Origin of the sequence: Streptomyces sp. NBC_01485 (genome assembly GCF_036227125.1) — a bacterium.
Lineage (GTDB): Bacteria > Actinomycetota > Actinomycetes > Streptomycetales > Streptomycetaceae > Streptomyces.
Window position 1 is genome coordinate 4,626,200 of the sequence record NZ_CP109435.1, and the last position, 13,112, is coordinate 4,639,311.

A 13,112-nucleotide genomic window follows, 5' to 3' on the forward strand; every position below is an offset into this window, starting at 1 on the left:
ACGCCGGTCCGGACGGTCCCGCCAGTCCAGCCGGTCCAGCCGCTCTCGCCGGTCCAGCCGCTTCCCGTCACGTGCAATGGTCGTAAGCGACCTCATATCGGAGCTGATGCAGTGAACCCCCTGACCACCAGCGCGTTCGACCTTCCCGACCGCCTGTCCGCCAAGGCCGACCCGGCGCTGATCGCCGGCGACGAGCAGCACTTCGCGGCCATCGCCGAGTGCCTCGAGGAGGCGATCGCCGAGCTGACCGAGCGCCTCGACGCCGAGCGCAGGTCGCCCGGCGGTATCGGCCGGCAGGCGATGGACCGGGACATGGAGATCCACCGGCTGACCGGCCGGCTGCGCGCCCTGCGCCGCTTCGGTCTGGACCTGTGCCTGGGACACATGGTCGGCGCGGACGGCCCCGAGCCCCTGTACATCGGGCGGCTCGGCCTCACCGACAGCGAGGGGCGCCGGCTGCTGCTCGACTGGCGTTCGCCCGCCGCCGAGCCGTTCTTCGGGGCCACCCACGCCAACCCGATGGGGCTGGCGAGCCGCCGCCGCTACCGCTGGACCGGCGGCCGGATCAGCGACTACTGGGACGAGGTGTTCACCTCGGACGGGTTCGCCGGGCACGCCGCGCTCGACGACCAGTCCGCGTTCATCGCCAGCCTGGGCGGCAACCGGTCGGACCGGATGCGGGACGTGCTCGGCACCATCCAGTCCGACCAGGACGCCATCATCCGCGCGGGATCGCGCGGCGCGCTCGTCGTCGACGGCGGTCCCGGTACGGGCAAGACCGTCGTCGCCCTGCACCGCTCCGCCTACCTGCTGTACTCCGACCCGCGCCTCGGGCACCGCCGGGGCGGCGTGCTGTTCGTCGGGCCGAGCCGGCCCTACCTGGGTTACGTCGCCGACGTGCTGCCCAGCCTCGGGGAGGAGGGCGTGCAGACCTGCACCCTGCGGGACCTCGTCGCGGAGGGGGCCTCGGCGGCGGTCGAGGCCGATCCGGAGGTGGCCCGGCTGAAGTCGTCCGCGAACCTGGTGCGGGCGATCGAGAAGGCCGTCAGGTTCTACGAGGATCCGCCCACCGAGGGGATGACGGTCACCACCCACTGGTCCGACGTCCGGCTGACCGCCGACGACTGGGCCGCGGCGTTCGAAGCGGCGGAACCCGGCACTCCGCACAACGACGCGCGCGAGCAGGTCTGGGAGGAACTGCTCGCGATCCTGATGGACAAGCACGAGAGCGTGCACGACGGCGACGACGTCTCGCCCGTCCTGCTCCGCAAGTCACTGCTGCAGAACAGGGAGCTGCTCACGGCCTTCAACCGCGCGTGGCCGCTGCTCGCGGCGCCCGACCTCGTCTCGGACCTGTGGTCGGTGCCCGCCTACCTGCGGATGTGCGCTCCCTGGCTCGACCGGGACGACGTGGCGCGGCTCCAGCGCGCGGACGCCCAGGCCTGGACGGTGTCCGACCTGCCGCTGCTGGACGCGGCACGGCAGCGGCTCGGCGACCCGGAGGCGGCGCGGCGTCAGCGTCGGCAGAAGGCGGCGATCGCCGCCGAACGGGCACGCCGGGACGACGTCATCGACAGCCTGCTGCAGAACGTCGAGATCGACGAGAGCGAAGGCGCGATGGGGATGCTGCACGGGCAGGACCTGCGGGACACCCTGGTCGACGAGAGCGGGCTGACCGCCATCGAACCGGACCTGCTCGTCGGCCCGTTCGCGCACGTCGTCGTGGACGAGGCCCAGGAACTGACCGACGCGCAGTGGCAGATGCTGCTCCTGCGGTGCCCGTCCCGGAGCTTCACCATCGTCGGGGACCGCGCCCAGGCCCGGCACGGGTTCACGGAGTCGTGGCGGGAACGGCTGGAGCGGGTCGGGTTCGACCGGATCAGCCTGGCGTCCCTGAGCATCAACTACCGGACGCCCGAGGAGATCATGACGGAGGCCGAGCCGGTCATCCGCGCCGTCCTCCCGGACGCCAACGTGCCCACGTCCATCCGCAGCGGCGGTGTCCCCGTCGTGCGCGGCGCTGTTACGGAGCTGGACTCGATCCTCGACACCTGGCTCGCGGCGCATGCCGACGGGGTCGCCTGCGTCATCGGCGATGCCACGTTCCAGGCGACGTTCCGGGCGACGTTCCGGGCGACGACCGGGGCGACGTCGCGTGTGCGGTCGCTGACTCCGGAGCTGTCGAAGGGGCTCGAGTTCGACCTGGTCGTCCTCGTCGACCCGGAGGGGTTCGGCGAGGGCGTCGAAGGGGCGGTCGACCGCTATGTGGCGATGACTCGCGCCACCCAGCGACTCGTCATCCTGACCAGCGCCTGACCGGCACCTGATGGGGTGACGGGTGGCCCGGCCGAGGTCCGACGCTGGTGGCGAATCCACGGGCGGCCGGGTACCAGTTCCACGAATGTGACACTCACGGGGGGATGTGTCACATTTCGCGGCCGATAGTACCCGGGCCTCGGGCACGGACTCACCGGGCCACCCGTCATCCACTGTCACAAGCCGCCAGCACCTGACCTAGGCGGCCAGAACCGACGACTCCTCCCCCTCCCCCTCCTCCTCCGCCCTGCGCAGCAACCCCGCCGCCAGCACCCCGCCCGCCAGCACGGCCGACGCCCCCAGCAACTGGCTGGTCTCCAGCCCGGCGGCGAAGGAGTCGATCAGGCGCGCCTTCTCCGTCGCCGAGTTCGCCGAGGCCAACGCCACCGGCAGCGACTCCGCCGCGAACCGCGAGGTCAGCACCGCGCCCAGCACGGCGACCCCCAGCCCGGTGCCGAACTCCCCCAAGGTCCCGTTGATCCCCGCACCCACCCCCGCCTTCGCCGGCGGTGTGGAACTCATGATCGCGTGGGCCATCGCCGGGCTCGCGACCGCGGTGCCCACGCCGATGAGGACGAGCCCCGTCAGCATCCCGGCGTAACCGTCGGCGGCGAGCGTGGCGATGGACACCAGGCCGCCCGCCATCACCACCATCCCCACCAGCACCGACAGCGGCCCGCCGAGCCTGGCCATCACCTTGGCCGACACCCCGGTGAAGTTGAGGGCCACGACGGTCAGCGCCAGCGGCGCGGTGCGCAGGCCCGCCTCCAGAGGGCCGTATCCGAGAACGAACTGGAGGTGCTGGGTGAGCAGGAACAGCGCCCCGCCCATCCCGAAGGTCACCAGCACCGCGCCGGCCACCGCGCCCGTGAACCGGCGGTTGCGGAAGAACGCCAGGTCGAGCATGGGGTACGGGATCCTGCTCTCCCAGTAGGCGAACAGCGCGAGGACGACGACCGCCACGCCCGCGCTCACCACCACCCGCGACGACGTCCAGCCGTACGCCGGACCGGAGATGATCGCGAAGACCAGCGAGGCCATGCCGACCGTGGAGAGCAGCGCGCCGAGCAGGTCGGGACGGTCGCCCTGCTCCGGGGGTCCGGGGGTTGTCCCCCGGGAAGACGCGGCCTTCGACTCCGGGACCAGGGCGACGACGGCCACCAGGCCCAGCGCCACCACCGGCAGGTTGATCAGGAAGATCGCGCCCCACCAGAAGTGGTTCAGCACGAAGCCGCCTATCAGCGGACCGGTCGCGAAGCCCAGCGAGTTCACCGCGGCCCAGATGCCGATCGCCTTCGGCTGCTCCTCGGGCGCGAAGATCTGCATGGCCACGGCGAGGGTGGTGGTGATCAGCAGCGCCCCGCCCACGCCCATGCCCGCCCGCGCGGCGATCAACTGGGCGGTGGTGTCCGCGAGTCCGGCCACCAGGGAGCCGACACCGAACAGTGCCAGTCCCGCGACGAGCATCTTCTTACGGCCGTAGAGGTCGGCGGCGCTGCCCGCGGTGAGCAGCAGCCCGGACTGGACGAGCGAGTACGCGTTGATCATCCACTGGATGTCGGAGGTGGTCGCGTCCAACTCCCGGGTGAGGGAGGGGATCGCGACGTTCAGGACGGTGTTGTCGAGCAGCACGGTGAGCTGCGCGAGGCAGATCACGCCGAGGATCAGCCAGCGTTGGGGGTGAGAGGTAGTCGTCGTCACCCTGTACACCGTAGAAGACTTCCCATACACCGTACAACCGAGATACGAGTAAGGGGCGATGACCATTGGCCACCGCCCCTTACCTCTTGCTCAGAGCACCGCCGTCAGCTACTCGCCTTCTGCGTCAGGTCGTAGAAGGTGGCCGAACCCACCGTCACCTTCTTGTAGTTGGCCTCGACCCAGGACGTGATCTGCGAGGACGTGCCGCTGCTGCTGCTACCGCCGCCCATGCCGCCGCCGGACGAGCCACTGCTGATGAAGTAGTGGATCCTGCCGTCGGTCACGTACTGCTTGAACTGCGCCAGGGTCGGGGACGGGTCGGTGCCGTTGAAGCCGCCGATCGCCATCACCGCGTCACCCGTGGCGAGTTGGTAGCTCGCGGCGTTCTGGGCGCCGATCGCGGCGGCGACCCAGGTGTACTCGCCCGAGTCGGCGTCCAGCAGCTTCTTGGCCTCGTCGGTGACCGACGCGCCGTTGAGCAGCCCGCCGACACCGCCGCCGCCCATGCCGCCGCCGTCACCGGTCTGGCCGCCGGGCATACCGCCCTGCGTGTTGCCGTTTCCGTTCTGGGTGTTGCCGTTGCCGTTCTGCTGGTTCTGGCCGCCCGTGCCCCCGCCGGGGAAGCCGCCGGTGCCGCCGCCCTGCTGGTTCTGGCCCTGGCCTTGCCCCTGGCCCTGACCCTGGGTGTTGCCGTTGCCGTTCTGCTGAGTCTGGCCGCCGGGACCGCCGCCGTTGCCGCCGAAGCCGCCCCGGCCGCCACCGCCGCCGCCACCCGGACCGCCGCCGCCCATCATGCTCGCGCCGGCCGGACCGGCGGTCACGATGGAACCGGTGTGGCCCTCCTGGAGGGTGCTGATGGTGTACGCCGTCGGTCCGGCCAGCGCGGCGACCATGCCCACCGAGGCCGCCGCGAGGGCGAGTTGACGGTTGAGGCGACCCGCGAAGGTCAGGCCGAGCGCGGCGACCAGGCCGCCGATCAGGACCAGCCACTTCAGCCAGGGCAGGTAGTCGGGGGTGCGGTTGAGCAGGACGTACGACCAGCCGGCCGCCGCGACCACCGAGGCCGCGAGGGTGATCGAGGCCCAGATCTCGGACCGCTTCTCCCACAGCAGACCGGCGCCCATGCCGATCACGGCCGCCATGTAGGGGGCCAGGGCCACCGTGTAGTACTGGTGGAAGATGCCCGCCATGTAGCTGAAGACGACCATGGTGATCAGCAGCGAGCCGCCCCAGACCAGGAACAGACCGCGGGTCGTCGACGTCCGCTTCAGCATGGGGGTCCCCCCGCTCGAGCGGAGCCGAGAGTGGGGGAGGGTGGCGACCAGGCCGCCGACCAGCAGGACCAGCGCGGCCGGCAGCAGCCAGGAGATCTGGCCGCCGATCTCGGAATTGAACATCCGGTCCCAGCCGGTCTCGCCCCACTGCCCGGTGCCGCCTCCGCCACCGCCGCCGCCGACGCTGCCGGTCTCCTCGCCGTTGAGGCGGCCGAGACCGTTGTAGCCGAAGGTCAGCTCCAGGAAGGAGTTGTTCTGCGAGCCGCCGATGTAGGGGCGGGAGGAGGCGGGCCACAGCTCGACGATCGCGACCCACCAGCCACCGGACACGATCAACGCGCCGGTCGCGACGGCCAGTTGGCCGAACCGCTTCTTCACCGACACCGGCGCGCAGACCGCGTAGACGATCGCGAGCGGCGGCAGGACGAGGAACGCCTGAAGCGTCTTGGCGAGGAACGCGAAGCCGATCGCGACCCCGGCCCACACCAGCCACTTCGTCCGGCCGTCCTCCAGCGCGCGGGCCACCATGTAGCAGGCCACGGCCATCAGCAGGGCCAGCATCGCGTCCGGGTTGTTGAACCGGAACATCAGCGCGGCGACGGGGGTGAGCGCCAGCACGGCGCCCGCGATCAGACCGGCCGCGGGACTGAACCGGCGGCGCACGGAGGCGTAGACCACGGCGACCGTGCCGACGCCCATCAGCACCTCGGGCACGAGGATCGCCCACGAGTTCAGGCCGAAGATCTTCACCGACAGCGCCATCGGCCACAGCGAGGCCGGGGGCTTGTCGACGGTGATGGCGTTGCCCGCGTCCAGCGAGCCGAAGAACATCGCCTTCCAGCTCGCGCTGCCGGCCTGGACGGCCGCCGAGTAGAAGGAGTTGGCGTAGCCGGAGGCGCTCAGGTCGTAGAGGTAGAGGAGGAGGGTGGCGGCCAGCAGGCCGAGGAAGGCCGGGCGCGCCCAGCGCGGGTCCTCGGGGCGGCCACGCCACAGTCTGCGGACGAACGGCTGCTTCGGCTCGCCCGAACCGGGCGCCGCGGCGACCGGTTCCCGGGGGGCCGCGGGCGCGTCGGCCGGCGGCCGATCCCAGGCGGTGGTCGTCTGGTCGAGTTCGGTGGTCATCGGGTTTCCCCCGCGTCGGTGTCGTGGGGGCGCACGGGCTGCATCCGCATGGTGGCGTCCCTCCAGGTACCGTCCGCGGCTTCACCGGCGCGGAACTGAGTCGTGTCGTACTGAGTCGTGTGGTACGTGGTGCTGTTGAGGCTGTGGGTGGTGTGGGTGGTGTGGGTGGTGTTGATGTCGTGGGTGCTGCTGGTGCTGCTCTGCTGGTGGTTGACCTGGCGCTGCGGCAGCGGCACAAAGGGGCCGCCGGCCTGCAAGGACGCGGTCGCCGGGGCTGCCGAAGCCACCGGGGCTGCCGGCTCCGCCGGATCCTCGCCGTCCCGCCGGTCGGAGAACACCCACGCGCGGAAGAGCAGGAACCGCAGCACCGTCGCCGCGAGGTTGGCGGCGACGAGGACCGCCAGTTCGGTGGCGTGCGCGGGGTGGGCGCTCGCCGCGTCCAGCGCCGCGAGCGAGCCGCTGGTCAGCGCGAGGCCGACGCCGAAGACGACCAGGCCCTGCGCCTGGTGCTTGACGGCCCCGCCGCGGCCCCGCACCCCGAAGGTCAGCCGCCGGTTGGCGGCGGTGTTGGCGACGGCGGACACCAGCAGGGCGAGCGCGTTGGCCACCTGCGAGCCGCCGAACTGGCGGAAGCCGCTGTAGAGGAGGAGGTAGAAGAGGGTGGACAGGCCGCCGACGACACAGAAGCCGACGAGCTGACGGGCCAGGCCCTTGGGCACGTCCTGGATCTCACGGTCGCGCGGATCGTCGCCGAACGGGCGGGTGAGCCGGTCGAGGGACAGCGAACCGGTGGCCAGGGCCTTGCCCACGCGCCACACCCCTTTCAGGTCGTCGGTCGCCGTCTTCACGATGTGCACCGTGGAGTTCGGGTCGTCGACCCAGTCGACCGGCACCTCGTGGATACGGAGCCCGGCACGTTCGGCGAGCACCAGCATCTCAGTGTCGAAGAACCAGCCGGTGTCTTCCACCAACGGGAGCAGAACTTGAGCGACGTCACGCCTGATCGCCTTGAACCCGCACTGCGCGTCCGAGAAGCGGGCCTGGAGCGAGCCGCGCAGGATCAGGTTGTAGGCCCGGCTGATGAACTCCCGCTTGGTGCCCCGTACGACCCGGGAGCTACGGGCGAGCCGGGAGCCGATCGCCAGGTCGGAGTGGCCGGAGATCAGCGGTGCCACCAGCGGCAGCAGCGCGTTCAGGTCGGTGGACAGGTCCACGTCCATGTACGCGAGGATCGGGGCGTCCGAGGCCGACCAGACGGTCCGCAGCGCACGGCCGCGGCCCTTCTGCTCCAGCCGGAAGGACTTCACCTCCGGGATCCGCGCCTCCAGCAGCCGCGCCACCTCGGGGGTGGTGTCCGTCGACGCGTTGTCGGCGATGGTGATGCGGAAGGGGTAGGGGAACGTACGCGCCAGGTGGTCGTGCAGTCTCCAGACGCACGGCTGGAGGTCCTTCTCCTCGTTGTAGACGGGGATCACTACGTCCAGGACAGGCGTACCGGCTGCCGCGGCCGGGAGGTGCTCCCGCGCCGGCAGGGTGCCGGGAGAAGAGTCGGTTCGCATGTCATCGACTTTCGTCAGGCGCCCTGTTGCACCCATGTGGTGGCACTGTGCTCGACCTGTGAGTCGAGTTGCCAGTTCGTTTCGGGCGCCGGCTGGGGCACGGCGGGGCCGAGCGCGGGCAGGTGCACGGTGAACACGGTGCGTCCGGGCACGCTGTCGACGGTCACGGCGCCGCCGTGCGCGGTCGCGACGGCCTGCACGATGGCGAGGCCGAGGCCGGTCGAGCCGGTGGCGCGGGAGCGCGCGGAGTCGCCTCGGGCGAACCGTTCGAAGACGTGCGGAAGCAGGTCGGGCGGAATCCCCTGCCCGTTGTCCTGGACGTCCACGCACAGCCACGGCCCGCGCCGCTCCACGCGTGCGGTGACGGTCGTCCCCGGCGCGGTGTGCGTACGGGCGTTGGCGAGGAGGTTGACGAGGACCTGCTGCAGCCGGGCCGCGTCCGCGGACACCAGGGCGGGCTCGTCGGGGAGTTCGAGCCGCCAGACGTGGTCGCGTCCGGCGGCGCGGGCGTCGCTGATGGTGTCGATGACGAGGGGGACGAGGTCGGTCTGCTCGAACTGCAACGGCCGTCCCGCGTCGAGGCGGGCGAGCAGCAGCAGATCCTCGACCAGGAAGGTCATCCGGCCGGCCTCGGACTCGATACGGCCCAGAGCGTGCTTGGTGTCGGGGCCGACCTCTTCGCGTCCGCGCCGGGTCAGCTCGGCGTATCCTCTGATGGAGGCCAGGGGGGTGCGCAGCTCGTGGCTGGCGTCCGCGACGAACTGCCGGACCCGCATCTCGCTCTCCTGGCGGGCGTGCAGCGCGCCGTGGACGTGGTTCAGCATCCGGTTGAGCGCGGCGCCGACCTGCCCGACCTCGGTGTGCGGGTCGGTCTCGGACTCGGGCACCCGCTCGCTGAGGTTGACCTCGCCGGTGTGCAGGGGCAGCTCGGAGACCCGGGTGGCGGTCGCGGCGACCCTGCGCAGGGGGCGGGTGGCGACACTGACCATCACGGTGCCCGCGAGCCCGGCCGCGATGAGGCCGGCGAGGGTGAGGCTGACCTCGACGATGATCAGGGTGCTGATGGTGCCGTCGACGTCGGAGGTCGGGAAGCCTACGTAGAAGTCACCGTTGTTGCCGTTGATGTACTGGACCCGGTAGGTGCCGAGGCCGGGGATCTCGACGGTGTGCTGCTTCTGGTCCTGCGCGACCGAGCCGAGCGCCTTCATCTGGGCCTCGGTGAGGTCCTCGGGGCTCACGTCCATGTAGCCGGCGGTGTTCTTCGTCCTCTCGCCGACCTTGCCGCTGGTGATCGAGCCGTTCGCGACCTTGGCCGCGATGGCCTTCTGCGGCCCCGGGCCCCGGCTGACGAACTCGTCGATGGTGATCTGCTTGGGCCCGTCGGTGTCGCCGGTGGCGGTGCCGGTGCCGTTCTTGGCGCCGTCCTTGCCGCCAGGGCCCCCGACCGGCCCACCGGAGACTCGCATGGCGGCCTCCTTGACGGAGTCGTTCAACTGCCCGTACAGGTGGTCGCGCAGTACGAGGGTGGTGACGGTGCCGATCACCGCGCAGACCACGGCGATCAGGGTCACGGACACGACGACGAGCCGGGTCCGCAGGGTGCGCGGCTTACCCGCTCGTCTCTTCTGCGGACGCGGCCGTCGTCGCCCGCTCATGACGCCGCGGGCTTGATCAGGTACCCGGCGCCACGCCGGGTGTGGATCATCGGCTCACGCCCCGCGTCGATCTTGCGCCGCAGGTAGGAGATGTACAGCTCGACGACGTTGGCCTGCCCGCCGAAGTCGTACGACCACACGCGGTCGAGTATCTGCGCCTTGCTGAGCACGCGCCGCGGGTTGCGCATCAGGAAGCGCAGCAGCTCGAACTCGGTGGCGGTGAGGTGGATGTTGTCCCCGGACCGCGAGACCTCGTGACTGTCCTCGTCGAGGGTGAGGTCCCCGACGACGAGCATGGAGTCGGAGCGCCGGTCGGCGGCACCGGACCGCCGGATGAGCCCCCGCAGCCGCGCCACGACCTCTTCCAGACTGAACGGCTTGGTGACGTAGTCGTCACCGCCGGCGGTGAGCCCGGCGATACGGTCCTCGACGGCGTCCTTGGCGGTCAGGAACAGCACCGGAACGTCCGGCAGCTCCCGCCGCAGCCGCCCCAGGACGGTCAGCCCGTCCATGTCCGGCAGCATCATGTCGAGGACGACGGCGTCGGGCCGGAACTCCCGCGCGGTCTGGATGGCACCCGTGCCATCCCCCGCACTCCGGATCTGCCATCCCTCATAGCGCAGGGCCATGGACAGCAGTTCGGTGATCGACATCTCGTCGTCCACCACAAGCACTCGGACGGGGCTCCCGTCCGGCCTCAGCAGTTCGGTGCGCCCCTGGGGCGAGGTCGTGGTCATGTTGGACACCTTCTCCGGGTCCCCTGAGAGCACTCTTTCACTTATCTGTGATTTCCCTGAGAAACGCACAGGGACCTCTCAGGCAACACCTGGGAACCCTTCACCCCGCCCCGACACCACAGGGCGCCGACCTGGCACACATTCTCCCGAGCCTCAGAAAGATCATGAAATGAAGAACAATCAGAACGATCAGAACAACCCGTCCTGCCGATGCCCGTCCCCGACGTCGAAGTGCCGTACGGGAAAGGTGACTTCACCACCCCCCACCACCGGAACCAGCTCCCACCCCCGTACCAACCGCGTGTCCAGGACGACGACCGCCCCTCCCTGAGTGGCCAGATGCAGATCGGGCCCGGCGGCCGCCACCAGCTCCCCGCCCACCGAGCCCCCGGCGACGAGCTCGCTCACCTCCCCGAGCGCGGCCGGCGCCCCGGCGAGCCCGAACGCCCGCACATGATCCACAGGCCGGCAGGGCGCACGCTCCAACGACTCGGGCCATCCCTCCAGTTCCACGGCCCGCCCATACACCTCCCGTATCTCACGTGCCCGTTCCTCCTCCCCGTCCGGCAGCGCGGCCCGCACCGCCCGCTTCTCGGCGTACGGAATCCGGTCCGGCACCCGCAGCGCCGCCCGCAGCAGCTCCTCGGTGCGCCGGGCGGCCATCAGCGGCCCGGCGCCGAGCCACGTGAAACAGACGGCCCCCTGCTCCAGCAGCCGCACCGACCCCCGCTCGACGGCGGTGATCCCGACCTTGACGAGCCCGGGCCCGAACCAGGCCAGGTACACCCGGTACGGCCGCGGATCGTCGGCGACCCGGTCCGCGGCGACGGAGTGGGCCCGGTCCAGCCGCCCACACTCCTCGCACCGCCCGCCCGTACTCCGCCCCGACACGACCACCCCCCGAGGACACACATGCCCCCGAGCCCCGGCACACCGCCGCACACCCCCCTCCACGACCCCGAAGGCCACCCGTTTCCCCCAGGACAGCGGGCTACGACGCCCCCCGTCCCACATCAGCACGGGACCCTCCGCCGACCACCGCAGCCCCGCGCACTTCCATGCCTGTGCCATCACCGACAACGGTAGGCCCGGCCACTGACAACGCGCCCGGCCCCCGGCTGAGGTCGAGGCGACCGCGTCCAGGTGCGCGGCACGGGCGGGGGGTGGCTGCTGTGGGGCGAGCGCAGCGTCCCACGACGCGAACAGGCTCGGGGCGTGCAACGACCTCGTCAGCCGTGCGTCTCACCCTGGCCGACACTCAGTGGTGGTTCCCGGGGAAGGCGGGCGGGTACCCCGCGTCCGTCAGGCGCTGGGCCAGTCGGGACAGGCGATCGGGGGTGTCGTCGAGGAGGAGCAGCAGTCTCGGGGCGGCGTTGTCGTCGCCGGCGGCCTCGCTCAAGAGGTTCAGGAGGATCACGAGCGCGTTCCGGGGCTCGTCGGCGAGCAGGTTCCCGGCCTCGTGGACGATGACGGCCAGTTGCGGCGGGTTCTCCTGGTCTGGTGTGTCGATGTAGGCGTTCGACACGGCGTCGTGGAGGCAGTCGCGGAAGGCGTCCCAGTTGTGGCCGAAGTAGTCCGGGAAGCCGAGCCCGACAGCCCATGCGGTGAACAGGCCCTGGCTGGTGCGGCAGCGGGAGCCGTGCACGTCCCTGCGCAGGGGGACGCCGGTTGTCGCCTCGGTCAGCGGGCGGATCCAGGCCGTCGTGCTGGTCATGGTGATCCTGTTCTTTCTGCGGTGGGGGGAGGTGCGGCGTGCGGATCCCCCGCCTGCCGCCACCTCCCCCTGTCACCACGGTCCGCGCCTAGAAGTGGCCCAGGTAGTGGAAGGTGACGTAGTGGTCGAACGTGGCGTAGACGTCGCCCGTGATGAAGTTGCGCACGATCCGCCGCGCGTTGCGCCCGCTTCGCGCCGCGCCGTAGTAGTCGAGGTCGTACTCCACGTAGGAAGACATGTGGGTGAACCCGATCCGGTTGGTGAAGGTCGAGTAGGCCCGGTTCGCCGCCACTCCGCGGTTGCGCTCCATCTGGGTGACGACACCGTTGTAGTCGTTGTACGTGCCGCCGTAGTAGATGAACTGGGTGCGGTGAACGGCGGGCTCCCAGTATCCGAACCACTGGCGGCCATGGTTCTGACCGGGCCACCCGTGGCCGACGTTCGGCTCGAGGACGTAGTAGCTCCGCGCGTTGGACCAGTTCACGGCGAAGAAGTCGATCTCGTGGTTGGCCCAGAAGTCCGCCGCTTCACGCGCGTCGTTCCAGTCTCCCTGCGTCACGCCTTGCGGAGACGGGTTCTGCGCCGAGTTGCAGGGGCACGGGGCCGTCGGAGGCTGGGCGAAGGCGGCGCCGGAGTCGGCGATCACGCCGCTGACGAGGGCGAGCAGCAGGCTCACGACGGTCAGGATACGGCGACGGCCCCTGAGCCCGGGCTTTGTGCGGCGTTCCGCGTCAGATGCGGACGCCGGGACAAGATTAGAGGACACCTTTACTCCTTCACTTGTGTCTCTGCGGTTCCCCGAGGCCGTGTGCCTCGGGGGTCGGCGTGGTCGTAGCGGCCGGGATCGCCCTGGTCTGCGGCGAAGGGGTTGGCGGCCACGATCAGTGAGGCGCCCATGGCGAGGGCGGCGGCTTCCTGGATGAACAGTGCTGCGCCGCCCCCGGTGGGGGGTGTGCGCCGGCTTTGGCGGGAAGGTCGACGATGACCTGTCGCCGCCGTTGTGGGGCGACCGAAGCGAGGCACTCGCCGTCGGC

The 13,112-nt window shown here is 70.9% G+C and carries 9 protein-coding genes; 1 reads left to right on the forward strand and 8 read right to left on the reverse strand.

Features of this window, described 5'->3' with window-relative positions; all coding sequences use genetic code 11:
- The first annotated feature begins 111 nt into the window (after positions 1–111).
- Positions 112–2,316: an RNA polymerase recycling motor ATPase HelR gene (helR, locus tag OG352_RS21105; RefSeq protein WP_329218905.1), complete on the forward strand. Its 2,205-nt coding sequence runs from the start codon at positions 112–114 to the stop codon at positions 2,314–2,316.
- A 198-nt stretch (positions 2,317–2,514) separates the two neighbouring features.
- Here the strand turns inward: helR and OG352_RS21110 are convergent, their stop codons facing one another.
- The 8 genes from OG352_RS21110 to OG352_RS21145 all read right to left on the reverse strand — a co-directional run bounded on the left by OG352_RS21110 (position 2,515) and on the right by OG352_RS21145 (position 12,754).
- Positions 2,515–4,017 (reverse strand): MFS transporter, encoded by a 1,503-nt coding sequence (locus OG352_RS21110; protein WP_443072309.1) that lies wholly within the window; start codon positions 4,015–4,017, stop codon positions 2,515–2,517.
- A gap of 104 nt (positions 4,018–4,121) precedes the next feature.
- Positions 4,122–6,413: a glycosyltransferase family 39 protein gene (locus OG352_RS21115; RefSeq protein ID WP_329218908.1), complete on the reverse strand. Its 2,292-nt coding sequence runs from the start codon at positions 6,411–6,413 to the stop codon at positions 4,122–4,124.
- Complete coding sequence (locus OG352_RS21120) at positions 6,410–7,972, reverse strand: bifunctional glycosyltransferase family 2/GtrA family protein (RefSeq protein ID WP_329218910.1); 1,563 nt, start codon at positions 7,970–7,972, stop codon at positions 6,410–6,412. Before OG352_RS21120 ends, OG352_RS21115 begins: the two co-directional genes overlap by 4 nt.
- A gap of 14 nt (positions 7,973–7,986) precedes the next feature.
- Positions 7,987–9,627 (reverse strand): HAMP domain-containing sensor histidine kinase, encoded by a 1,641-nt coding sequence (locus OG352_RS21125; RefSeq protein WP_329218911.1) that lies wholly within the window; start codon positions 9,625–9,627, stop codon positions 7,987–7,989.
- Positions 9,624–10,364: a response regulator transcription factor gene (locus OG352_RS21130; protein ID WP_177244770.1), complete on the reverse strand. Its 741-nt coding sequence runs from the start codon at positions 10,362–10,364 to the stop codon at positions 9,624–9,626. The genes OG352_RS21125 and OG352_RS21130 overlap by 4 nt, the downstream gene beginning before the upstream one ends.
- 189 nt (positions 10,365–10,553) lie before the next feature.
- Positions 10,554–11,435, reverse strand: coding sequence for a DUF2797 domain-containing protein (locus OG352_RS21135; RefSeq protein WP_329218913.1), 882 nt, complete (start codon positions 11,433–11,435; stop codon positions 10,554–10,556).
- A 187-nt stretch (positions 11,436–11,622) separates the two neighbouring features.
- Entirely contained in the window at positions 11,623–12,078 is a 456-nt protein-coding gene (locus OG352_RS21140; RefSeq protein ID WP_329218915.1) for a barstar family protein, read from the reverse strand.
- An 88-nt stretch (positions 12,079–12,166) separates the two neighbouring features.
- Complete coding sequence (locus OG352_RS21145) at positions 12,167–12,754, reverse strand: ribonuclease domain-containing protein (protein ID WP_329218917.1); 588 nt, start codon at positions 12,752–12,754, stop codon at positions 12,167–12,169.
- Positions 12,755–13,112 lie beyond the last annotated feature (358 nt).

Coding starts and splice junctions, on each gene's coding strand:
- OG352_RS21120 (WP_329218910.1), bottom strand. CDS start 7,972: ATGCGAACCGACTCTTCTCCCGGCACCCTGCCGGCGCGGGAGCACCTC.
- OG352_RS21140 (WP_329218915.1), bottom strand. CDS start 12,078: ATGACCAGCACGACGGCCTGGATCCGCCCGCTGACCGAGGCGACAACC.
- OG352_RS21130 (WP_177244770.1), bottom strand. CDS start 10,364: ATGACCACGACCTCGCCCCAGGGGCGCACCGAACTGCTGAGGCCGGAC.
- OG352_RS21115 (WP_329218908.1), bottom strand. CDS start 6,413: ATGACCACCGAACTCGACCAGACGACCACCGCCTGGGATCGGCCGCCG.
- OG352_RS21135 (WP_329218913.1), bottom strand. CDS start 11,435: ATGGCACAGGCATGGAAGTGCGCGGGGCTGCGGTGGTCGGCGGAGGGT.
- OG352_RS21125 (WP_329218911.1), bottom strand. CDS start 9,627: ATGAGCGGGCGACGACGGCCGCGTCCGCAGAAGAGACGAGCGGGTAAG.